The sequence below is a fragment of the Saprospira grandis genome, assembly GCF_027594745.1.
Lineage (GTDB): Bacteria > Bacteroidota > Bacteroidia > Chitinophagales > Saprospiraceae > Saprospira > Saprospira grandis.
The window spans coordinates 1,312,088-1,335,237 of sequence record NZ_CP110854.1; the positions used below are offsets into that span (position 1 = coordinate 1,312,088).

General features: G+C 47.6%; 16 protein-coding genes. 8 read left to right on the top strand and 8 right to left on the bottom strand.

From position 1 onward, the window contains the following. Positions 1 to 215: 215 nt before the first annotated feature. The 3 genes from OP864_RS05160 to OP864_RS05170 form a co-directional block, all read right to left on the bottom strand. Entirely contained in the window at positions 216 to 3,374 is a 3,159-nt protein-coding gene (locus OP864_RS05160) for a hypothetical protein (protein ID WP_270100214.1), read from the bottom strand. Between the two features lie 82 nt (positions 3,375 to 3,456). Then, positions 3,457 to 3,639 (bottom strand): hypothetical protein, encoded by a 183-nt coding sequence (locus tag OP864_RS05165; RefSeq protein WP_015691722.1) that lies wholly within the window; start codon positions 3,637 to 3,639, stop codon positions 3,457 to 3,459. A 328-nt stretch (positions 3,640 to 3,967) separates the two neighbouring features. After that, positions 3,968 to 5,335 carry a 4Fe-4S dicluster domain-containing protein gene (locus OP864_RS05170; protein ID WP_270100215.1) on the bottom strand — a complete coding sequence of 456 codons (1,368 nt, stop codon included), beginning with the start codon at positions 5,333 to 5,335 and terminating at the stop codon, positions 3,968 to 3,970. 364 nt (positions 5,336 to 5,699) lie between these two features. Here OP864_RS05170 and OP864_RS05175 point away from each other — a divergent pair, with 364 nt between their 5' ends. Next, the gene (locus tag OP864_RS05175; protein WP_270100216.1) at positions 5,700 to 7,886 is read left to right on the top strand and encodes a S8 family serine peptidase; all 2,187 of its coding nucleotides are present in this window, start codon (positions 5,700 to 5,702) and stop codon (positions 7,884 to 7,886) included. Between the two features lie 543 nt (positions 7,887 to 8,429). Here the strand turns inward: OP864_RS05175 and OP864_RS05180 are convergent. Both OP864_RS05180 and OP864_RS05185 read right to left on the bottom strand, forming a co-directional pair. Further along, entirely contained in the window at positions 8,430 to 9,506 is a 1,077-nt protein-coding gene (locus OP864_RS05180; RefSeq protein WP_270100217.1) for an alanine racemase, read from the bottom strand. A gap of 224 nt (positions 9,507 to 9,730) precedes the next feature. Further along, positions 9,731 to 10,174 carry a GNAT family N-acetyltransferase gene (locus tag OP864_RS05185; protein WP_270100218.1) on the bottom strand — a complete coding sequence of 148 codons (444 nt, stop codon included), beginning with the start codon at positions 10,172 to 10,174 and terminating at the stop codon, positions 9,731 to 9,733. 422 nt (positions 10,175 to 10,596) lie between these two features. Here OP864_RS05185 and OP864_RS05190 point away from each other — a divergent pair, with 422 nt between their 5' ends. From OP864_RS05190 to rplT, 3 genes are all read left to right on the top strand, one after another. After that, positions 10,597 to 11,694, top strand: coding sequence for a Smr/MutS family protein (locus OP864_RS05190; RefSeq protein WP_270100219.1), 1,098 nt, complete (start codon positions 10,597 to 10,599; stop codon positions 11,692 to 11,694). A gap of 105 nt (positions 11,695 to 11,799) precedes the next feature. Continuing rightward, entirely contained in the window at positions 11,800 to 11,994 is a 195-nt protein-coding gene (rpmI, locus tag OP864_RS05195) for a 50S ribosomal protein L35 (RefSeq protein WP_002657790.1), read from the top strand. Between the two features lie 109 nt (positions 11,995 to 12,103). Further along, positions 12,104 to 12,451: a 50S ribosomal protein L20 gene (gene rplT, locus OP864_RS05200; protein WP_002657792.1), complete on the top strand. Its 348-nt coding sequence runs from the start codon at positions 12,104 to 12,106 to the stop codon at positions 12,449 to 12,451. A gap of 194 nt (positions 12,452 to 12,645) precedes the next feature. On the opposite strand, the gene OP864_RS05205 is transcribed toward rplT, so the two are convergent. Beyond that, positions 12,646 to 13,578: a GYDIA family GHMP kinase gene (locus tag OP864_RS05205; RefSeq protein WP_270100220.1), complete on the bottom strand. Its 933-nt coding sequence runs from the start codon at positions 13,576 to 13,578 to the stop codon at positions 12,646 to 12,648. Between the two features lie 22 nt (positions 13,579 to 13,600). Then, entirely contained in the window at positions 13,601 to 14,410 is an 810-nt protein-coding gene (locus tag OP864_RS05210; RefSeq protein WP_270100221.1) for a septum formation inhibitor Maf, read from the bottom strand. A gap of 118 nt (positions 14,411 to 14,528) precedes the next feature. Here OP864_RS05210 and OP864_RS05215 point away from each other — a divergent pair, with 118 nt between their 5' ends. From OP864_RS05215 to OP864_RS05230, 4 genes are all read left to right on the top strand, one after another. Next, positions 14,529 to 15,059 (top strand): hypothetical protein, encoded by a 531-nt coding sequence (locus OP864_RS05215; protein WP_270100222.1) that lies wholly within the window; start codon positions 14,529 to 14,531, stop codon positions 15,057 to 15,059. A 1-nt stretch (position 15,060) separates the two neighbouring features. Continuing rightward, a complete protein-coding gene (locus tag OP864_RS05220) occupies positions 15,061 to 15,876 on the top strand; it encodes a hypothetical protein (protein ID WP_270100223.1) in 816 nt (271 codons plus the stop codon). A gap of 263 nt (positions 15,877 to 16,139) precedes the next feature. Next, on the top strand, positions 16,140 to 17,207 hold the full coding sequence (locus OP864_RS05225; RefSeq protein WP_270100224.1) for a hypothetical protein: 1,068 nt from the start codon (positions 16,140 to 16,142) through the stop codon (positions 17,205 to 17,207). 255 nt (positions 17,208 to 17,462) lie between these two features. Further along, entirely contained in the window at positions 17,463 to 20,846 is a 3,384-nt protein-coding gene (locus tag OP864_RS05230) for an AAA domain-containing protein (protein WP_270100225.1), read from the top strand. A 348-nt stretch (positions 20,847 to 21,194) separates the two neighbouring features. Here the strand turns inward: OP864_RS05230 and OP864_RS05235 are convergent, their stop codons facing one another. Beyond that, positions 21,195 to 23,135 (bottom strand): OmpA family protein, encoded by a 1,941-nt coding sequence (locus OP864_RS05235; RefSeq protein ID WP_270100226.1) that lies wholly within the window; start codon positions 23,133 to 23,135, stop codon positions 21,195 to 21,197. Between the last annotated feature and the right edge of the window lie 15 nt (positions 23,136 to 23,150).

Sequence of the window (23,150 nt, forward strand, 5' to 3'; positions counted from 1 at the left end):
CGCTCCTTTCTACTGCTTGGAGCAGAGGGCTAGGCACAAAAAAATGAGCAGCTACTTTCCCCAAAGTAGCTGCTCTGTAATCCCCATGATTTACCCCAAACTTAATTGAAGTTAGAGCAAGTATTTCCTTTTGCTCTATTGCAAATTTAAGGGAGAGAGTAATTAGTTTTCTAGGCCATTTAGGCAAAACTAAAAATTAGGTATTTCACTTAGACTTAATTTTGCTCTAGTTTTTGGAGATAAGCGACCACCTCCATGGCCATATTGTCTAGTTCGGGCTGCTGGGCCTCTACAGCATTGCGCTCTTCTAGCCAAGCAAAGTATTTCTCCTCAAAAGCCTTCATCTCGTTAATGTCCAAATAATAGAAGTTGATATTGATATGCGCCGGAGCATTGATGCTAAAGACCGCATGCATAAGATCCTGGAAATCTTCATTTTGGAAACGAGAGGGCCAAGAGGGCAAAATGATACTCATATCCAGAGAGTAGAAGTCATGGCGAACGTCTAGATTGGGGCGTTCCTCCAAAAAGAACTGAATATTGCTTTGCAAAGGAATAGCTCCTGATTTAAAGCTATAGACATAGGCCACAATATCGTCAATTTGTTCTTTGGCTCCTTCTCGAGTATAAAAGATTTCTGGACAGCGGGCAATCTTACGATCATACTCCTGCAACACCACTTGATAGCTTTCGCCATCCTCTAGGGTTTCAATAATGAAGTTGTCCTTTTTGCTGGCCAATAAATCTAGTTGGTTACTGAGGTTGCGTTGCTCTTCAAAAGCACCAAACTCATAGCTTTCTAGCAAAGGACGATCTTGGTCATTAACTAGACGGAAAGCGTGGCGATCTTGGGCCTGCGGACGAAGCAAAATATGCTCTACCACATGCATTCCCTCCGTTTGGTGGTTAATGCGGGCAAAAAACTTAATCAGCTTTTCCAACTCTACCTGAGCAGCCAAAATACTGCTATATTCTCTAATCTTCACGCAACCCAAATCGGGATTCCCCTTATAGTAAACACTATAGATTTCCTCCCCATCACGCTCTTCCAAAAGGGCCAAATAGTTATAGCTAAATATACCATTGGCCAAAAGGTCTTGCATGAGCTCGTCCAAATCCTGCCCTCTAAAGATAAACTTAGAACGGTAGTCTAGGGTTTCTGGCAAACGCTCAGGAGCGGGACCAGGATCTTCTCCCTTCTCAATTTTCTCCAAACGCTCTAGCTCTGCATCTAAATCTATGTAACCCTCAGGCAACATAGGCGACTCTAGCTGAATGAGGTCGTGAAAATTATCCACTCCTTCTATATGCGCATCTTCATTAAAGATGCGGACCAAAGATTCATTACCTCCCTGATTGAGATTAAGCAACAAACAAACCCGACGTTCTAGACCTGCCACCTCCGTTTCTAAAAGCTCCAACATCTTTTTGGTAAACTTGATGTTGGTTTCGGCAATGGCTTCAGTCAAGGTTTCGGGCAAATCCAGGTCCTTCAGCATTTTTTTCGTCTGCTCCTTGGCCACATCCTCCGGATCACGGTAATTGAGGGCCATAGAAAAGGCATCTCTCTGATGCTGACGAAGGCTGTAATTCTCCCGCAATTGCTTGTACTGCTGGCGAATCAAATCTCTTTCTACCTCTTCTTTATATTGCTTAATGAGCGGCTCAAATAGCTCGGCCCACTCTAGCTCTTGCTCATAAATGACATTATAAAGGGCCATGTAGTTGAATCCACGGCTACGGTTTCGACTAATGTCGACATAGTTGCGCAAAAACTCCAATTTGGCATTGACTAGCTCATGCTCTGGGCTCTTGGCCTCCCCTTCCGACATATCATAGCCCACATACTGGCTTACTTTCAATAAAAAGTCGGTGGTAAAACGCTCGCCAAAACGAGCCAGTAAATGGTCCAGTAAACGGTTGCGGCGCTCCACAAAAGGGTCAAATTCCTCTACCGTTTCTTCTAGCTTTTTCAAGCGAGCCTCATTGTCCTTGCCCTTCAAGATGTATTGCATCTCGGGCATGTTCTCTGGCAACTGAGAGAAATAACTACGGTCCAAATCGCTATCCAATGAAAAGAATTTCTTCACATTGCCCAATTGGGCCAAGTAGTTGGCCATCAGCTGCTCAAAAAAGGATAAATACCCTCTGAGCTGCTTAATCATGCCCAAACGCTCCCGTGTAGGACGCACACTATTGGGCAAACCAAATGGACTCAAACCATAGGTGGCCGGAAAAGTATTTTGTACCGAGTAGTAACGCTTAATATCATCTTCCTTCAATACCGAGGGATAATCCTTCTCATTATAGAGCATCTTCATCTGATAGCCCTTCTTATACCGAGCATAAAGCGAGTACAACAACTGACTAGCCGTGTTGAGGTCCAAATCATAGTTCAAACTCCCCCGCTGAAAACGGATCGGATAAGCATCGGTTTTCCAACGCGCATCAATAGTGTCCATATCCAAAACAGGATAGGTCTTTTCCGCAATCCGAATCACATCGCCCTCTACGGGAAAACCATCTTTTTCTACCCGAAAATAATTGATGCGGCGAACGCCCTCAATATCCGAGATGATTTCAATAATCTTAGAAATATAAACCTCCCGCTTCATCGCTCTGAGGTCCTCTTTCTTAATGATACCATGCACCGGCACGGGCCCATCAAAAATCTCTTCAATGGCATAGCCCTCTTCCAAAAGTTCATCAATGGTATGGTACTGAATAGAAGGCGTGAGATGCTCCTCCAACTTGAAGAGAATTTCAGCCAATACTTCTTCTGCCACCACATCCGAACTAATGTCCAAATCGGTATAAATAATAATCTTATCTACATCCAAGACCTCAATGGCCTCCAAATCTTCACAAAGGTTGCGATGCGCAGCAAATAAAGCATACACCTCTCGCTTAATCTCTTGCAAACGCTGCGGCTGACGAGCACTATCACTCACCTGCAACAAAATTCGATACAAGCCCTTAATGCCTTGCAAATGATCCCGCACAGGCTCCACCCAAGCATTCTTCACGCCATTCACCCGATCAATAATCAAGCGGCGATAGTCCTCTATGGTTACCGGATTTGTCGGCAATATCTCCGAGGCATCATAAAAGGTGTTGTTCAAAGCCTGCCGACGGCCCTTCCCTCTAGCATTCAATAAATCCTGAATGCTAAAATCCGTGCGAAAGCCCAAATCGGCCAAAGCATAACAAAGCTGTTCCAAAATGGTCACCCCAGGATCATGGGTGTTGTAATCGGTCCAAACTTTACCCGATAGTTCTTGCACCATCTGCAAGCCCTCCTCCTTCAAAAAGAAGAAGTCCATACTCTTGTGCGGCGGGGTTTCGCGGAAAATCTGAATTGGTTTCTGCGCCATAGGTCTTATCAATCTAAATAGGGCTCTGCCCTTGGGGTTCTGTTCCGTTCTAAAATATCTTGCGGTAGTGTGTGCTTGTCTCCTATTTGTCTAGTTGCTGCGGGGGGCTCTCTGCATGCATTTGGGCATTGGCCTGCTCATGAATCTTTCCAATCAACTCATATACTTCATTAAATGGCCGCTGGCCCAAGGCCTGCAAAATCTTATTGATTTCTTGCATATCTAGCTGCAATAGCAGGGGTTTTTCTTCTTTTGTCTTGCCCATCAGTCTCTTTTTTTGTAAAAGCCTAGCGAATTTAAGAAAAAAAGCGCTTTGTGCCAATTTATACAAATTTGATTACAGATGTAGGGATTCTTTTCACCTTTTTATTTTTTTGGGGCTGCCCCGCCTTGCAGGCGGGTCGGGCTGTCTCAGGGCTCGCAGGTCTGCTCGGCCCTTCGCAAAAAAGCTGCGCTTTTTTGCTCGGTCTGGCCCTGCGGGCCACCCTTGCCCATCCCTCAGCCATTAAAAGCTGGCTGCGCCAGCCCCGCCCCAACAAAAAAGAGCCGCAGTTGAATACTCAACTGCGGCTCTTCGCGCTTATCCACTCCGCTTATTCTGCATTGTTGATCTCCATGGCCCATTTGTCCCGATCATCAGGAGAAAAGGCCCAAGGCGCTCCATTGTTTTCAATGGTGTTAAACATACCGTTCCACTCTTCCGGAGAATCAGATTGCTCCAAAATGAGGTTGCGACGTAGCTCTACAATAATATCTAAGGGGTTAATCAAAACCGGACAAGCTTCTACACAAGCATTACATGAGGTACATGCCCGCAGCTCTTCTGTACTGATGTAGTCAAAAAGCGTTTTGCCATCATCGTAGTTCTCTGCCGTCAATTTAGAGGTTTCCGATTTCTGCTCCTCATTGATGAACTCGGTCTTGTTGAGGTCCAAATTATGCCCTACCTCATCTGCACGATCCCGAACATCCATCATGATTTTACGAGGCGATAATTTCTTGCCCGTCAAGTTGGCCGGACACATAGAAGTGCATCGACCACATTCCGTACAAGTATATGCACTCATAATTTGCTGACGCTTGAGGTCAAAGACATCACTTACCCCAAATTTGGGAATCTCCTCCGATACTGGCGCATCAAAGGCAGCATTGGGGTCCATCATAGAAGCTACTTCTTCCTGAACCTCTTTCATGTTGGCCATCTCCCCCTTTTTGTTCAATCTGGCCCAAAAGGTATTGGGAAAGGCAAAGATGATGTGCAAATGCTTAGAATAAGGTAGGTAACCCAAAAAGACAAAGACCATCAAGATGTGGCCCCACCAACCAATGCGCTCCAAAATATGTAGGGTCTCATTGCTTACGCCCTCCCAAAGCGGAGAAATTAAGCTGCTGACCAAAAAGCCATATTCGTTATGATGAATGGCCATGTCTGTACTGTTCATCAAAAAGATGCAGAACACCAAGATGATCTCGGCAAAGAGAATGAGGTTTGCATCCAATTTGGGCCAACCATTCATCTCCGACTTAACAAAACGAGGCAGCTTGAGCAAGTTACGTCTAGATAAAAAGGCAAAGGTAGCCACCAAAGCTAATACCGACAATACCTCAATGAAGCTCACCAGAAAAGTATAGAAGCCGCGAAGGAAGTCGCTGCCTTCCCACCAAGACCAAAATAGACGGTGCTGCCCCGTCAAGCCATCAATGACAATCTCAATGAGCTCGATTTGCGTAACTAAGAAGGCTACATATACACAAAGGTGTAAGAAGGCCGCCAAGGGCCGCTTAAACATTTTTTGCTGGCCCAAAGCTACCATAATGGTATTGCGCCAACGCTCCGGACTAGGCTTGGCTTCCTCATCTACTTTACCCAGCTGTATGTTGCGAATCACAAAGCTGTATTTTTTGTAGGAAAAGGCCGCCGTCCCTAGCAATACTAAGGCAAAAAGGATAGGTCCTATCATGTTAAACTATTATTTTAATTGATTAATGGTGTCAGTGATTTATAGACAATAACTAAAGTCAAATCTTGACTCTAGGCAGTCTAGTCCAAAGACAAAATTAAATTTTTTATGCTAATTTTATAATTCCCCTCTCAGAACTTTCTTCCGATTTGCTTATTTCTCCCCTGCCATTTGGGCCAAAAGCGCCCTTTTCCCCTCTCTTTTGGCCCAGCAGTATTGGCCCAGCGCTGCGAAGGGGGGGCCGCAAGGCCAGACCCAGGCGCTGAAAGCGCCGCAGGGCCGAGCAGACCTGCGAGCCCCGCAGCATAGCGGCGGCCGACCTAGGCGAAGCCTAGCCGGCCGCGGGCCCCAAAATCATCTAATTATGAAAGCCATCTATTTCCTTATTTTTCTGCTGCCTAGCGGCCTCTACGCTCAAAATACTAAGCTGAATATCGACCTTTTTCGCCTTTGGCAAGAGGGCGGAACGCAAAGCGTGGAGCTGATCGTTCAGGGCGAGCCGCAAGCGATAAAAAAACTGGCCCAACAAACCGATAGCCAGTATAAATATGGCCTAAATGATTTGGCCGCCCTCTCTATTCCCTTGCAAAAACTGCCCATTTGGTGGGAACATCCCGCTATTCAGGGCCTACAAGCCCAGCGCCTTAGCCCCCAATATTTTTTTGAACAAGATAGCCTGATGCTGGCCAATAATAACGCCCGAGCCGCTCATGAAGGCTGGGGTTTGCCCCAATCTTTTGAGGGCGAAGGCGTGCTTGTCGGTATTATTGACGACGGCTACGAATGGCAGCATCCCGACTTCTGGCAGCCCAATGATAGCAGTAGCCGATTTCTTAGCATCTGGGACCAAGACTATTTTTCGCCCAACTTTTTTATGGGCCAATATGGCTATGGCAGCTATTGGAATAAAGCCCAAATTGATTCGGGCCTGATCGCTCAGCCCCCAGGCGAACATGGCTCGCATGTGCTAGGCACCGCCGCCGGAAATGGACTGGCCGCCCAAAAATATAAGGGCATTGCCCCCAAAGCCGAGCTCTTGGCCGTGGCCCTAAGCGAAGATGGACAGTTTTTGCCCCGCTTTGTGGATGCCGTCCACCATATTTTTCAAGAAGCTAAGCGATTGGGAAAAGCCTGCGCCATTAACTCTAGTGTGGGGGCCTATTATGGCTCGCATGATGGCCAAGACTTGTATACGGCTATGATTGAAGCGATGCTAGAGGAGGAAAACGGCCGAGCATTGATTCAAGCAGGCGGCAATGCTCGGCAGGCAAAAATGCACTGGCAAAAGGCCCCAGCAGATAGCGGCTGTCTGGCCTTTTTGCCCCTCAATGGCCAACTATTTCGCAGCTCGGCCTTTATTGATACAAGCGACTGGTCGCAGCTACATTGGCAATTTGAGCTCAAGGGGAGTCAGGGGCAAAGGCTGGTTCTTAGTCGCCCCTTTTCCCCTGCCGACCTGCCGCCGCATAGCCCCCTACCCGCCCAAAGAATAGACACTATATATGTAGGTCCGCAAGGCCCCCTGATTTTAGTGCAATATTTGGCCGAATGGCAGGGCTGCCTAGAGTGGTCCTTTCAGTTGCAGGGAAACAATCTGCAAAATCAACAGCTTTTTTTGCATTGGAGCGGGGCAGGCAAGGTGGATATTTGGAGCCATGAGCGCAATATGGGCCTTTCTGATATTGTTCTGCAGGCCAATGTTCCTCATTATATTTCGCCCGACAACCAACAAACCCTAGCCGCTTATTGGACCTGCTCACCCAAGGTCATCACAGTGGCGGCCTACCAAAACCGAGACCAACTGCATAATTATGCTGGCGATACGGTGTCTTTGGCCTATGCAGGCTTTCCGATCTTTGGCATTGCCGATTTTTCTAGCCTCGGCCCTAGTCGAACGGGCCTACAAAAGCCCGATTTAACAGCCCCAGGGGGGCAGGTCCTTTCGGCAGGCAGTCTGGCCGCCCTACAAAATGCCAGAGCCAACAACTACCCTTATTTGGACCAAGGCGGCTGGCATGTTTCGGCCAAAGGGACCTCTATGGCGGCGCCTATGGTTACGGGGGCCGCTGCCCTCTATTTTCAATGCCAACCCCAGGCCGATTGGGCCGAGCTCAAGGCCGCCCTGCTACAATCGGCCCACAAAGATGCTTGGGTATATAGCGCTGGCGCTCCGCCCAATATAGATTGGGGAGCGGGCAAACTAGATGTGCAGGCGCTTTTGCAAAACTGCCTAAAGCCCGGCTGTCTAGACAGCAACGCCCTCAACTTTATGCCCAACGCTTGGGTAGAAGATGGCTCTTGCTACTACCCTAGTTCCACAGATTACTTGGGCGAACAAGGGCCAAAGCTCTGGCCCAATCCCTTTAGCGCCCAACTGCAAATAGAATTGCCTCAGGCGGGCCAGCTTTGCTTTTATAATGTGTTGGGCCAAGAAGTGGCTCGCTATATTTTGCCTGCTGGCCCAAAAACAATTCCTACCGAAGATTGGCCCAAGGGCAGCTACTTCTGGAAATGGGAAAATGGACAGAGCGGAAAGCTCATTAAGCAATAAACAACCCTCAAAAAGGGGCAAAACTTAGGTTTTGCCCCTTTTTTTAGGCCCTAAAATCAACAGACCGCTAAATTTCGCCGCTAAGCGAGCCTAGCTAATCTCTAGTAGGGTCAGCCCAGAAAAAAAAGATAGGACCTTATAGATACGCCCGGAGGAGTTTGTAAACTGCAAATTAGCTCTGGCGTCACGCCAGAGGCGTTTTGCAACTGCAGATTAGCTCCGGCGCCACGCCAGAGGCATTTTGCAAATGCAGATTAGCTCTGGCGCCACGCCAGAGGCGTTTTGCAAATGCAGATTAGCTCTGGCGCCACGCCAGAGGCGTTTTGCAAATGCAGATTAGCTCCGGCGTCACGCCAGAGACGTTTTGCAAATGCAGATTAGCGCTGAACAGCTGTATAAAGCTGTTTTGCAAATGCAAATAAAGGCTAGCGCCAAGCCAGAGGCATTTGTAAACTGAAGATAGGTCCCAAACGCTTGTTTAGGGGCATAAAAAAGGCCGCAGTTCCTAAAAAGGAACTGCGGCCGAGGCATTGGCCCAAGGATTTAGGCGGGGGCCAAGCGTTTTTCAATATATTTAGAATTCATGATGCGGAGGATCGCCATATAATCGAGTTTAAACTCGATCAGGTCGCCAACGCCCAGTCCTTCCTCATTACTTCCTAGGTCGATAACCACCATATCGGAGGAGGCGCCCAGCATTTTCTGTTTGGGGTCGGCCAATTGCAGATGGGCTTCATCTACATCCAGCAGGCCGAGGTCGATAATGGCGCGGACCGCCGTTTTTTGTCGAAGTTCATCTTTAAAAGTCACGGCTTCGCCCTTAAGATTAAGGCCCATATTGCCATCGGGCACCAGGGGTTTTTCGTTCAGCTCGATGATTTGGGCATAAAGCTTAAAGACATCTTGGTGCATCCGTTCGTAGGTCCGATTATTATAGACATCGGTCCCTAAATAAAGGGTCTCTCCTACTCTAAAGTGATTGATTCCCTCGGGCAATAGATTCTGAAAAATGAGGGGGATCGTCACAGAGGAGCCGCCAGACACCAGCGGAATTTCTCGGTTAAATTTGGCCTCTACCAGTTGTTCATAGAGGCAAAGTTGGATCAATTTATCTTGGCTGGGCAAAACGCCATACATACAAGTCAGGTTAGTTCCGATACCCACCACTTGAATATTGGGCAATTTGAAGACCTGCTCATAAAAGTCCATAAATTCCTCTCGCATTACGCCTTCTCGCAGCTCGCCCATTTCGATCATAATAATCACTTTATGCAATTTATTTTGGCGGGCGGCCTCTTCGGAGAGCAGGCGGATGCTTTCGATCTCCGTATTAAAAGAGATATCGGCATATTGGACAATTTCGGGAATAATTTCTTGGGGGGGCGGCTTAATATAGATCGTCTCCACCTCTTCCGAGATAGATTTGATCATTTTGAGGTTGCTCAGGCGGGAGTCGCAAAGTTGTTTGGCGCCTAATTTAATGAGTTCCTCTAGGTAGAGGCGGTGTCCACAAAGCATTTTAGAGACCACGGCCCATTGGATATTTTTTTCTTGAAAAAGCTCGTCTAAGCGTTGGTAATTTTCGGCTAGTTTTTGACTATCTAAGGTGATAAATGCCATTACAAATGGTTTACTGAAAAAATAGGTATGTATTTATCTAGGAGGGTTTTGGGGCTGCCCCTGCGGCCTTCGGCCTTGGGTCGGGCTGTGTCGCAGCTCGCAGGTCTGCTCGGCCCTGCGGCGGCTTTGCCGCCTGGGTCTGGCCTGCGGCCACTGCTGTCCATCCCTCAGCCGCGTCGCTACGCTCCTTTGCGGCCCTTCGGGCCTGTAGGAGGCAGAGGGGTTTATTTTTTCAGTCGCATTTCGAGATAAGGATTAGTAAATCCTAATTTTTCATAAAGCTGCTTAGCGGGATTATCTTTTTCTACATGCAGGGCGATATCTCCGGGGGTTTGCTCAATTGCTGCCTGCATTAGTTGTTTTCCTAGGCCTTTTCCTCTAAATTGCGCATCTACGGCAATATAGACCAGGATATTTTCGGGGATATAGCCCGTCATGCCTGTGCGGTTAAGTACAGTAGCGCCGGCCAATTGTCCTTGATGATAGATGCTAAAAATCTGGCCTCCAGCGGCTTGTTTTGTCTGGCCCAGGGAGTAGTCCATAGCGGCAAGAATTTGCTCTTTGGGGTCTCCGTATTGTTCTAGATGTTTAAATAAAAAGTTGGCTATTTCTTCTTTCTCTGTTTCAGTTGGCTGATTTTCAGGAGAGTAAGATTTGATCGTTGCCATTTTAAAAATAGGTATTTTAAGATTAGAAAATTCAAAAAGAACAACCCTAGAGGTTATACTTTGTTTTCTGCAAAGGTAGGCTTTTCTGTCTGCAAAGCCAGTGAGCTAAAATACAGGGGCAGAAAAACAGTTGTCTTGAGGGGAGTTAAACTAAATTATTGTTCAAGAAATAACTAATTGTCAAACAGACTGTTAAGCAAATATGGAAAAGCTTAAAATATAATTTGGGTTAAATTTTCTTAAGTTTTGCAGGGCCGAAGGCCCGCAAAGGAGCGTAGCGACGCGGCTGAGGGATGGACAGCAGTGGCCGAAGGCCAGACCCAGGCAGCTTTGCTGCCGCAGGGCCGAGCGAACAGCGAGCTGCGACACAGCCCGACCCAAGGCCGCAGGCCGCAGGGGCAGCCCCAACAAAAAATAAAAAGATGAAAGCAGGAGAAATTATACGATTTATCTATTCGGGTCAGCGGGCCGAGATTTTGGAAGATTATTTAGATGGCAGCTACCGGGTGTGGTTGTTGGAGGAAGATGAGGAGAGCATTGCCTTTGGGGATGATGTGGTGCCGGAGGCCCATTATACGGGCCCGCAGATTTCTGATATTCAGCGGGAGTTTGGCAAAAAGAAGCCCAAAAAAGCGCCTAAGGGCTTATCTACGGAAGAGTTATTTTATACTAAGGAAGAGATAGATGCGCGGAAAGCGGGTCGGCCATTGCCAAAAAAAGAGGCTCCTATTCCGGTTTATCAGGCCCCAAAAATTGAGGGCAAGGCGGCAGAGAACAAGGGCGTTTATTTAGCCTTTTACCCTTATGCGCAGGGGCAGTACAGCATCTATTTGGTCAATGATACGCCCTATGGATTTAACTTTGAGTTTGAGTTGCGGATTTTGCAGGAGCGGGCGCAGGAGCTCAAGCAGCATATTGGGCCACATGACTACTTTCCAATTGCGGAATTTGCGCATGCCAACTTGAATGATTCGCCTCAGCTTATTTTGCGTTTGCCTATATTTGAGTTGGAGCACAGCTTTAAGCTCAAGTACAAAAAATGGATCAAATTGCAGCAGGCCATTCCCTTATTGGGTTTGGAGCTAGAGGGCTATCCTTGCTTTAGTTTGGCAGAATTGGAGGCTCGCAAGGCGCAGCCCAAAACCAACTTAAAAAAGTACACCTTGGCGCAGCGCAAAAAGCAGATGCACAAGGAAATTCATCGCAGGTATTACAACAAGCAAGATGCGCAGCGACTGGCTCATTTTGAGTCTTGTTTAGATTTGCACATTGAGCTCATTTTTCCGGAAGACTACAAAGACCTACAGCCCTTTGAGTGTTTAGAATTTCAGATAGAAGCCTTAGAAGACTACCTCAATCAGGCCTTAGAGATTGGCTTTTCGGGGCAGTTAGAGATCATACATGGTGTGGGCAAAGGTCGTTTGATGAAAGAAACGCATCGGCGTTTGGACCTTTTGAAGCGCAAAAAGATGATTCGGGGCTATCAGTGCGAGGGGGGCAACACCTTTGTAAAATTCTAGGCAATTTAGAATCAGGAAATTGGGGCAGAAAAGTTTTTGATATTAGAAAAATAAGCTTAAGTTTGCAGTCGATTTTCAAAAATCTGTTTAAAAAAACGTATTACCATGCCTAAAGTAAAAACGCATTCAGGTGCTAAAAAACGCTTTTCGGTGACGGGTAGCGGCAAGATCAAGCGTCGTCGTAGTGGAAAAAGCCACATTTTGACAAAAATGTCAAAGAAGCGTAAGCTTCGTCTACGTCACGCAGGTCTTTGTGCTCCTGGCGATGCCAAGCGCGTGAAGAAGATGCTTAACATCTAGTATTAGCATCTCGAAACAATTAAGAGGCGCCTTAGTGGACAAGTTGTGGGTCCCTTCTCACCTGCACCCCAGGCCCTTATTTTATCTATCTATTTTAAACTATTAAGCTATGCCACGTTCGGTAAATTCTGTAGCTTCAAGAAGAAGAAAGAAGAAAATTTTGAAGCAGGCCCGCGGTTACTTTGGAGCGAGATCTAAAGTTTATACCGTTGCCAAAAATGCGGTTGAGAAAGGTATGCAGTATGCATACATCGGCCGTAAATTGAAAAAGCGCAGCTATCGTGCTCTTTGGATTCAGCGTATCAACGCTGCTGTTCGTCAAGAGGGCCTCAGCTACTCTCGCTTTATGCACCTTTTGTCTCAGAGCGGTATCGAGCTCAACCGTAAAGTGTTGGCCGATCTAGCGATGAACGAGCCTGCTGCTTTCAAAGCTATCGTGAATGCGGTAAAGAAATAGGCAATATTTCTTTGAGATGAATACTTCGGTATTCTGCAGAAAAAAAGACCTCTACGCTAAGCGTAGAGGTCTTTTTTTGTTGGTTTGTTCAGATTATTATTATCTGAATAAGTTTAGGGAAGTAGAATTTAGCCAATAGTCGCCTAGGGACAAGCCCCTAGGCAGCTACAACTTTTAAACAGGTCTTTTTGTGTTTAGCTCAGCACCATATCCTCATAGCGGATAAACTGCTCAAAGCCTTTTTTGGCAAAATAGGCTTTGGTTTCGGCTTCGCTGCGTTGGCTACTGACGAGGACGAAATCGCCGCCCCAGGCGCCTAGGGGTTTAACGGTTCCCCAGAAATCCTCAAAGAACTGGGCTTTGGGTCCTTCTTGGCCCAGGATGGGTTGCAAAAGGGCCTGATGTTCTTCGAGCAACTCCTCAAAATCTTCCAAATCCTTACAGTATTGGGCCACATTATGCGTAATCTGGCTAATTCTGGGAATGGGGGCTTCTCTTTCTTCTGCGGGCTTTACTTTATAGTGGACCAAAGCTTCGCGGCTGCTCTGCTTCTTATTGAGGTGCACAAAATAAAGCTGATCTTTAAACTTCGGGGCAAAGGGAGCGGGATGAGCCTGTGGTTGTCCATTAAACAAACGGTAGAGAATAGGTCCCTGGGCCTTGGCTGCGGCCAAATCATAGCCTGAGCCGCCAAAGCTTTCGGCCAGAAGTTGGTGGGCATCTACCTGCGCCCAATCGGCTAATAAACTGACTAAGGTAGAAGAAGAGCCTAGTCCCCAATCTCTAGGAAACTCTAGTTTTGTGGTTACTTCTAGTCCTTGGCCATCTGCTAAAAAGTTTGGATTATGTTCTTGAGCAATTTGGAGCAAGATGAGCAGGCGTTCGGCCTCTTCGGCCTCGCCTTCAAACTTAATCAGTTCCAAATCGGATAGGCTGACCCAAATCTCTAGCCAGCAATGGCCATTTTCTTCTAGGCTGCGCCAATGCAATTGGCCGGCCTTTTCGCCTTTTTCAACCTGCATACTTTGGCCCTTTTTGGTGGGCAATGCCAGAGCGGTAGCGCCCTCGGTCACAAAATACTCGGCCGTAAGCAAGAGCTTGCCTTTGGCATGTTGTGAAAAAATCATAGAGTTTAATTTATTTAGTGTACTATTTTTCTGTCTTCAATTCGGCCTTGCTATAATAGCTTTGGCCTCTACTATAATACTGCTCTTCCCAAGAGCGGATAGAATGCGGGAATTTGGTTTCAAACTGAATTTTCAGGCTGCCTTTTCCCTGCGCATAAGTCAGCTGATAGCTGGCCAGTTCTCCTTCTTCGCTGAGGCTTGCCTCTGCCGTTTTAGGGACCAAAAGGCTATGATACAATTGTGACAACAAACTAGATGGCAAAAACTCAAAGCGGCCCAAAGGCAGCTTTTCTGGAGAAATGCGAATGAGCGCAAACAACTCATCTTGCAAAAGCACTTTAGGGAGATCTCGCTGCTGATCGCCCTCCTTAGTCGCATAAGAAAACTGCTGCTGCCGGTAGTTATAGGCCCTGAGGTTAATCTGGTCAAAACGATGTCCCTCCCAGTTTTGTAAGCTATTGCTCACTTTATAACAAAAAGGCTCTGCCACCAAATCAATGGGGCGAAAAACAGACTGCATCAAACGATATTCCCCCTCCTTAAAACTCCGCAATTGATTGAGCTCCAAAACGGGGATGGCTCCCTCATCCTCGGCCTGCACTTCATGTTGTTTGGAGCGAGAAAAATACTCCGCCTTGAAAATAAGCTGGGTTTGGCCTTCATATTTTTGCCCATCTAGCTCCTGGACCAAATCATAATGATTGACCTCCCGTTTGCCTGTTAACCAATAAGCCTTAAATTCTTTAGACGGCTGCCAATTAGGCCCAGCCAAAAAGGCAAAGCCCAAACAACTAGATAATAAGAAAACGGCTAAAACGGAAAACTGTCTCATATTTTGTGCTTGAAAAAGGATGAGCGAGCAAAAAAAGCAGAATATCTCTTATCTTCCCTTTAGTATGAAGTAGATTAGGATGTTAAGACTCTCTAAATATAGCAAAAAATCAAAACTTATGGCGAATTTCTCTTGGCTTCTTCTCTTGGGCTTTCTGACTTTTTCTCTATCCTATGCCAGTGCTCAAGAACTCATTAGCGACCCGGTCAGCTACGATGTTTTAGTTTTTGAACATTTTGAAAAAGGCAAAACTTACTTTATCCGAAAAGGCGGACGCATTAAGTACCGCCTCTACAACAGCCCCAAAACCACCTATAAAGGAGAGCTCCAAAAGGTCAATCGAGAAAGCATGATTATAGATGGCCGAGAAATTCCCCTTAAAGACTGTAGCCTCATTGCTGGCCGAGTACGCAGCCCCAAAGAGTTTCAGGGCGCTATTCTCCTGGGTATGGGCGCTGGTATCATCCCCCTATCCGCTGCCCTCTTGGGCGTCAACAGCATTGCTGGCCCTATTGTTATTGTGGGGGGCGTAGTGATACTTACGGTGGGAATCATCCGATCTATGTCGGCCCGAAAGTTTAAAATGACTAAGGGCTGGGCCGTCTATGGCGGGCAACTACAATTTGACAGAAGTTATCAAAAACAATAAAATGCTAAAATCCTGGACCTATAAAGAGCAAGGCCTCGATGCCAAAGTAGAACTCTTTCATGATCATGTTCTCTGGACCAAAACGACCGAACAACTTTATTTTTCATTGGAAGAGGCCCTTTGTCGCCCAGTTCCCATTGGACCCAACTGGATCGATGCCGAGCTGATCGACTACCTACAGTTGCTACTAGGCGAAGTAGAACTATCCGAGGCGGGCCAACTTATTTTTGCCTTCTACAAGGGCTTGCAAAGCCATAAACTAGTAGAACAAAGCTTCTTTTGGCCCAAACTGGAGGAAAAACAACTGCAGGCCCATTTTTCGGCCCAAGGGCTACAGCTCCTAGAAGAAAGCCCCTACCAAATTCTGCCCCTGCAAGCACAAAGACTTTGGCATTTTTATCTGCAAGGAAGCAATATCCCCGGCCTGCCCTTTAAGGAAAGAAGACTTTGGAGCGACCAAATTAAACAACATCTTCGCTGGCCCCAACTCGCCCCTCCTTTTGCCTTGCTCGACTATAGCCGCCTGCCCCAAAAACGCTATGAGGCCCAAGACGAAAATAATGAGCTGCATTTCCTTTGGCTAGAAGAGGATTTTGCCCGAATTGGACAGGGCCGAGGCAGCCAAAGCCGTAGCGAAAAACGAAGCTACGAACAGTTGCTCCGAGAAGGCGAAAAAGGCCTGCCCAACTGCCTAGCTGCCTATTGGCCCATGCTCTACAAACTCCTCCAAAGGATGTATATTCGAGGCCAAATGCCCCAGCATCAGGAAAAGCCCAGCTATGAAGGGCCCGCCCCCGGACAAGCCCCTCCTGCCTAGTTATTGATCTTTTCTATTTCTTTTTTTTGGGGCTGCCCCTGCGGCCTGCGGCCTTGGGTCGGGCCATTGCGCAGCTCGCAGGTCTGCTCGGCCCTGCACAGGCTGCGCCTGTTTGGTCTGCCGCCTGCGGCGGCCCTGCTACAGCCCCTCAGCCGATAGGCTGGGGCTGCGCCCCAGCCCCATAAGGTATATGGCTGCGCCATATATTTAGTAAAAAAATTGTCCGCCCCAAGATAAGCCCCCAATCAAATTTATTTGCCAACATGAAATGGTTCCAACGTATCCGAAAAGCCTTTGAGGCCCTTCTAGAAGAAGATATCGAAAACGATTATGTAGATGATGGCCGCCCTTTCCGAATCTTGAGCCAAGAACGCTCCTTTCTGCCCAATTCGGCCAAAGGAGACTTTAGACTCTACCGCCTCCACCAAAGCTTTTGCGCCTGCTGGTACGAACTACTGGTCGTCCGCTCCGATGATGGCAACCTCCGCTATGAATTGCCCGGCTGGGGCCGTGCCGTAGCTATTAGCCCCGATAAAAGCAAACTCCTAGCTGCCCGAAATAAACAGCTGGCCATATTTAATGCCGCTACGGGCCAAATGATTGGCCAAGAAAAAACCCTAGACGCTTTTATCGATTTCCTGCTCTGGCTCCCCAATGAACAAATTGCCGCCACCGATGGAGAAAAAATCTATCTGCTCGACCAAGAGCTAGAACTTAAGGCCATTATTCATGACCCCATAGATAAAGGAGGCTTTATTGCAGGGATGCAGCTGGGCCAACAGCCCCATGAAGTCATTATCCTTGATTTTAATCATCAACAACTGCGAAAAATAGACCTGCGATCGGGGGCCATCCTCAAAGAATCAACGGCCCAATATGCCGAACAACTGTTTCGACAAGATGACCGCCTCTGGACCGCCCTGGTCAATGGGACCCAACTCCAAGAAATTCGCTTCTATAGCCTAGAAAAATTAGAAGAAAAGTATGCCCTGCCCTTTAGAGGCAAAAAGGGCATCCGCTTCGCCAACCAGCCCCCTTCCGATATTAGTTATCATCATTGGACCTCTTTGCCAGTTCTTTCTCCAGAAGAACAATTCTTGCTGGTGAATGATAATGCCGGCCTGCTCTGGCTGCTCGATGCCCATACCGGCGACCACCGCCGAACCTTCTCGCCAAAATTGTTGCCCTATGTCTATGCCTGCCTCTGGCTCAATGAAGAAGAATTTGTGGCCCTTTTAGAAGACGGATTTGTGGCCAAGATGAATATCCGATCTAAATCCCTTATGTTTAAACAACAAGATTTTGACCCTCAGCAAAATCGCTTCTTTTAGAGGCGCAAAGCGCCTGGCCACAACAAGCCCTTTAGGGCGTAGTTCGACGACCAAAGGGAGTAACCGATGCGCAGCAGAGGCGCGAAGCGCCTGGCCTAGCGATGCGGCGGGGTGGCCGAAGGCCAGACCAAGCAGGCTTTGCCTGCGAAGGGCCGAGCAGACCTGCGAGCCCCAAAGTGTAGCGCCGACGAGCGAAGCGAGGCGGAGGCCCCAAAACAGACAGACAAAAAAACCTAACCCAACAATTATATTTTTATGCAAAAAAAAGCAACAGAAGCGCAGTTCTTCTTTTCTCAACTGCTCAAGCTACAGCAAGTAGAGCAACCTTTGGGGGCCAAATATCAGGCATTAGATGCCCTTTTGGTCCAGCTATTTTTACAATTGACCGAAAAAGAGCGCCTACATTTTAGTGATCGCTCGGCACGGATTGCCTTTTTATCTCATAAGGAGGACCTCAGTCGCTCGGTTCAATGGCGCATTTACCAAATTATTAAGCGGGCCAAATGGATCCGCAGAAAAGAGCTGGAGCCTACGGCTGGCCAATACGCCTCGGCCCTAAAGACCGTGGCCTTTGCCATTGCAGCCCTTTGTCATGTTCCTTTGCCCGAAGAATTGCGGGCCTATTTGCCCAGCGATGAGGAAGAAGAGCAGGAAGACCGCAACCCCTTCCCTATTAAAGAAGGCATTATTGAGGAGCTCAAAGTGGTGGTTTTGCAAATAGATGCCGAGCAAGAGCTCATCATCTGCCAACCTTATGGAGAGGACTATACCGACCAGCTCAGGCTGCGTTATAATGTGCCCGAAATCAATGCGCAGTTTAACTCGACCATTGAGCTGATGCAAGATCATTTTCCCGCTGGGGCCATTTTGCAATTGCTGCAAGTCTTGGTAGAAGAATCGGGAATTTTGCTGCCCAAGCGCATCATCTTAGAGCCCGACTACCTGGTTGATGTGACCAGCATTGCCGAATGTTTTCAGCCACAGGGCGCTTCGCCCTACCTCTTTTTGCTCAAAAAGTTTTCGGCCTATGAAAATAGCCTACCTTTGATGCTGGGAAATATTGCCAACCGCTTTTTGGACCTCTTGAGCAAGAACCCCAAGCTGAGCTTTCAGGAAGAATTTAAGAAGCTCTTTAGCCTTAATCCCTTGGGCTTTGCCGACTTTAAGGATACCGATATTCGCAAGACCTATCATGAGGCCAAAAACCACTTTATCAACCTTCAGCATATTATCCTCAATGAGTTTCCCAAGCAGGGCATCGAGCGAGAGCGCATTTTGTTAGAGCCCTCTTTTTACTCTGCCCTTTATGGGATTCAGGGACGTTTGGACCTTTGGCAGCCGCCAGCAGAAGGCGATGATAAGGCATTGATTGTGGAATTGAAGAGTGGCAAAACCTTTATGCCCAATAAGTACAACCTCAATCATAATCACTATGTACAGACCTTGCTCTATGGATTGCTGACCAAATCGGTTTATCCTAGCTATAAGAGTTTGGCCCACATTCTTTACTCCAAATTGCAAGAAAAACCGCTGCGTCTAGCCCCTAGCACGCAGTTTAAGGAGGATGAAGCCTTGGCCCTTCGCAACCAGATGGTGATGATGGAGCGACAGCTGGCCCAATTGGACCAAAAATCACTGGAAGAATATGGCCTTTTGCATCAGTTAGGGCCTGCCATTATGCCCAAAGCTAGCGGCTATACCGCCAGAGGATTGGAAGAATTTGAGGCCTGCTTTTCTAAGCTAAGCGAGCTAGAACGCCGCTACTTTATTGCCTTTTGTAGCTTTATTGCCAAAGAACAAATTTTGGCCAAAACAGGAGTAGAAGGAAATGAACGCGCCAATGGACAAGCGGGGCTATGGCTAAGCGAAAGAGCCGATAAAGACGAACATTTTGAGCTTTTGGCGGGACTAGAACTACTAGAAAACAATAGCGAGCAAGAACCCCCTATTCTCCGCTTTAAGCGAACGGAAAATACCAACCCCTTGGCCAATTTCAGACAGGGCGATATTGCTATTTTGTATCCCGAAATGGGCCAGGATGACAATGTCTTGAAGCATCAGATTTTTAAGGGCTCTATTTCTCAAATCAATGCCGAAGAGCTTTGTTTCAAGCTTTACTCTCCCCAATGTAGCGGCAGCGTTTTTGAGGCGGCCAAAAGCTGGAGCTTAGAACACGATATGCTCGATAAGGGCTTTACGGTTCAGTATCAATCGCTCTTCAAATTCATGAATTTCCATCCGGCCAAGCGACAGCTTTTATTGGGCCAAAGGGCCCCGCAAAAAAGCAGCGCTCCCCAAAATCGGAGCTTTATGCAGCCCTATTTGGGCGAAGACCAAAAGAGGATCCTCAACAAGGCCTTGGATGCCCAAGACTACTTTTTGTTGGTAGGCCCTCCGGGCACGGGCAAAACCAAGTTCATGCTGGCCCAAATGGTCGAATATCTCCACCGAAACAGCCAAGAAAACATCTTGCTTTTGGCCTATACCAACCGAGCTGTAGATGAAATTTGCGAAGCCATTGAGGAAGTGGGTATTGATGATTATCTGCGGATGGGCAGCCGCTATTCTTGCGATCCTCGCTTTGAACATCGGATGTTTTCGGTGCAAACAGAAGCCCTAGCTAGCCGCAAAGATCTGCGAGCGACCATCGACAAGCATCGGGTATTTGTCTCTACGGTTTCTAGCATGCTCAACCGTCCGCTTTTGCTCAAGCTCAAGCAATTTAATACCGTCATTATTGATGAGGCATCACAGATTTTGGAGCCCATGTTGCTCGGTTTGCTTCCGCATTTTCAGCGCTTTGTGCTTATTGGCGACCATAAGCAGTTGCCGGCGGTAGTTTTGCAGGACAAAGAGCAGTCGGCGGTTAAAGATGAGTTGCTCCAAAGCATTGGCTTGCGCAATCGCCGCAACTCCCTCTTTGAGCGCTTGTTTGAGCAGGCCCAAAAAGAAGGCTGGACCCATTGCTACGATCAATTGCAGCATCAGGGGCGGATGCATGCCGAAATTGCCCGCTTTCCCAGCCAATTTTTCTATGATAATAAGTTGTTGGAACTACCAGAAGACAATCCGATTGGCGACTGGCAGCAGCAGCCCCTACCCTTCCGTCCGATGCCCCAGGCCTCTGCTTTGGAGCAGCTTTTGGCCCAACATCGTCTGCTCTTTATTCCTAGTCAATCGGATTATCAGGGCAACAGCAAAACCAATGAGGAAGAAGCCATTCGGGTGGGCGAATTGGTCCATGCTTTTCGGAATTTATACGAGCAGCAGGGCGGCGGTTTTGCCCCAGAGGACCTTGGCATCATCACGCCTTTTCGGGCGCAGATTGCCCAGATTCGCCATGTTTTGGCCCAATATAATATGGGTTATGAGCAGTGTACCATTGATACGGTGGAGCGGTATCAGGGCGGGGCGCGCAAAATCATTCTCTTGTCTTTGGCCATCAATATGAGTTATCAATTGCCGGCCATTGTTTCTCTTTCCGATGATGAGCAGGTAGACCGCAAGCTCAATGTGGCCCTTACTCGAGCTCGGCAGCAGCTGGTGGTTTTGGGCAATCCCAAGCTATTGGCCAATGATCCTCGTTATGCGGCCCTAATGGCCTGGATTAAGGAGCGGGGCGGCTATTTTACGCCTTAGTTTTCTCCTTTTTGATCTTAATTTATCCCGCTAGTCATCATGACTAGGGGGATATTTTTTTGGGGCCTGCCGCCTTTGGCGGCCGGGCCCTTGCAGGGCTCGCAGGTCTGCTCGGCCCTGCGTCGCCTTCGGCTCCTTGGTCTGGCCTGCGGCCACCCTTTCAGGCCCCTAGGCCTGCGGCCCTTCGGGCCTGTTTACTGTAGGTTGAAACCTACAGCAACAACGGTATTGCTTCGCAATGAAGCATAAATGAGGGTTAAAACCCTCATGAAGTTAACTTCTCGGCCATCTTTTGATAAAAATTTCAGGCTAGTCAAGGCATATCCCCAAAGCGGCTTCTTTTGGTCCCTAACGGTTGAGGATGATGATCTCTACCTTTCGTTTTTGATGCTTGGCCATATTACTTTCTATTACGCCTCGGCCATCAGTTGTAATTTGGGCGCTTGTGATGCCCAGCTCCTTCATAAACTTGGTGACATAACCCGCCCGCTTCTGCGAAAGGGGTAGATTGAACTCCTTATCCCCCACATCATCGGCAAAGCCTGTTACCTGAATTTTTAGACTTTCTGGATCTTCAAATTGCTCTAGTAGTTTTTGTATTTGCTCTTTTTGCAACTCGCTCAAATCATATTTTCCGGTCTCAAAGTAGACCGATAAGTTTTTGCGCAAACGAGGCTTGGGCGGCTCGGCCATTACGGGCTCTTCTTCAGGGATTTTTCCGTTGGGAGTCAGTTGCACATCTATTCGCTTGATGGCCTCCCCTGCCGCTCGCTCAAAGTAATCGGCCCCAATAAAGTTATCATAGCCCTCTTTAGAAATAATATAGGAGTAAGAAGCTCCACTAGGCAAACAAAGGAAAAATCGGCCCGCCTTATCCGTTTCAAAAACCCCAATGTTTTCGCCTTCATTTCTCAGGCGAACTCTAGCCCCAGCCAAAGGTTCGGCGGTGGCCTCATCATAGAGGTAGCCATCCAAAAATACATGCTCTACAGCAGGAGCCATAGCAGCGGGAATATGGCAGCTATAAAGGTCCAAGCCCCCTTTTCCTTCTGGTCGGTCAGAAGAAAAGTAGGCATACTCGCCATCAGGAGAGACCACAATGCCGGCCTCACGGAAAGGAGAATTGACGCCCTCGCCCATATTTACTGGTCTAGACCACTCACCATTTTCTAATAATAAGGTCCGAAAAGCATCGGCTTCGCCCAATCCCGGATGTCCATCAGACACAAAGTAGAGGGTTTGGCCATCTGGAGCAATAAAAGGGGCTTCTTCATCTCCTTCGGTATTGATTTTTGGTCCAAGGTTTTCGGGAACGCCCCAGCGGCCATCGGCCATTAGCTCGGCCATCCAGATATCGCTACCGCCAAAGCCCCCCTCTCGAGTAGAGACAAAGTACATTTTATAGCCATCGCAACTAATAGAGGGCTGAGAGTCCCAGGCTTCGCTATTTAGGCCTACTGCTGGCCCCACGCTATCTACAATTTCATTTTCGCTATCATATTCGGCCACATAAATATCGCAGCCGCCCTGCACATTTTCCCAGGCACAGGCGGCAAAGAAAATCCGTCGACCACAAACTGTAAACTTGGCCATGCCTTCATTATAAGGTGTATTGATGGCTGGCCCAATAGATTTTGGCGATTTCCATTCGCCCTTCTCGTTTTTGCGCAGCATCAAAATATCTTCATCTCCCGAGCGGTTGGAGGTATAAAGGAGCATATCGCCATTGGCCCGCAAGGTGGGTAAAAACTCATCAAATTTGGAGTTGGCCATGCCGGGCAAAAGCTCGGCCTTGCCCGTAGAGCCCGTATATTCCATTTCTATAGCATATTCGCAGCTCTTAATGTTTCGGTCCAAATACGCATCATAGTTGCGGGCAGCCCCCTCTTCTTTGATGCTATAGTTTTTGGGGTCTGCATATTTGTAGAGCTCAAAGTACTCTAAGGCTTTACTATAATTATAGGCCTTCATCTGTAGTTCGGCGGCCTCAAAATAGGCAGATCTAGACAAAAGCGGATTTTGCTTAAAGAGCCGCTCATAGGCCATTCTTGCCGTTTCATAATCGCCTGTTTCTTTGGCCACCACCCCCAACAAGCGCTGAGCCGCAGCAAAGTTGGGCTTTTGCTTAATCGCTTGCTTTAGACTAGCTGCAGCCGCCTCATATTTGGCATTATTAAAATAGTATTCGGCATCTTCCATATGTTCTTTGGCCGATTTGCTCAGGGGCTGGGCCCTAAGACTGAGGCTACAGAAGAGCAGCAAAAAAAAGAAGTATGTAGCTTTCATCATGATTATTGTTTGCCT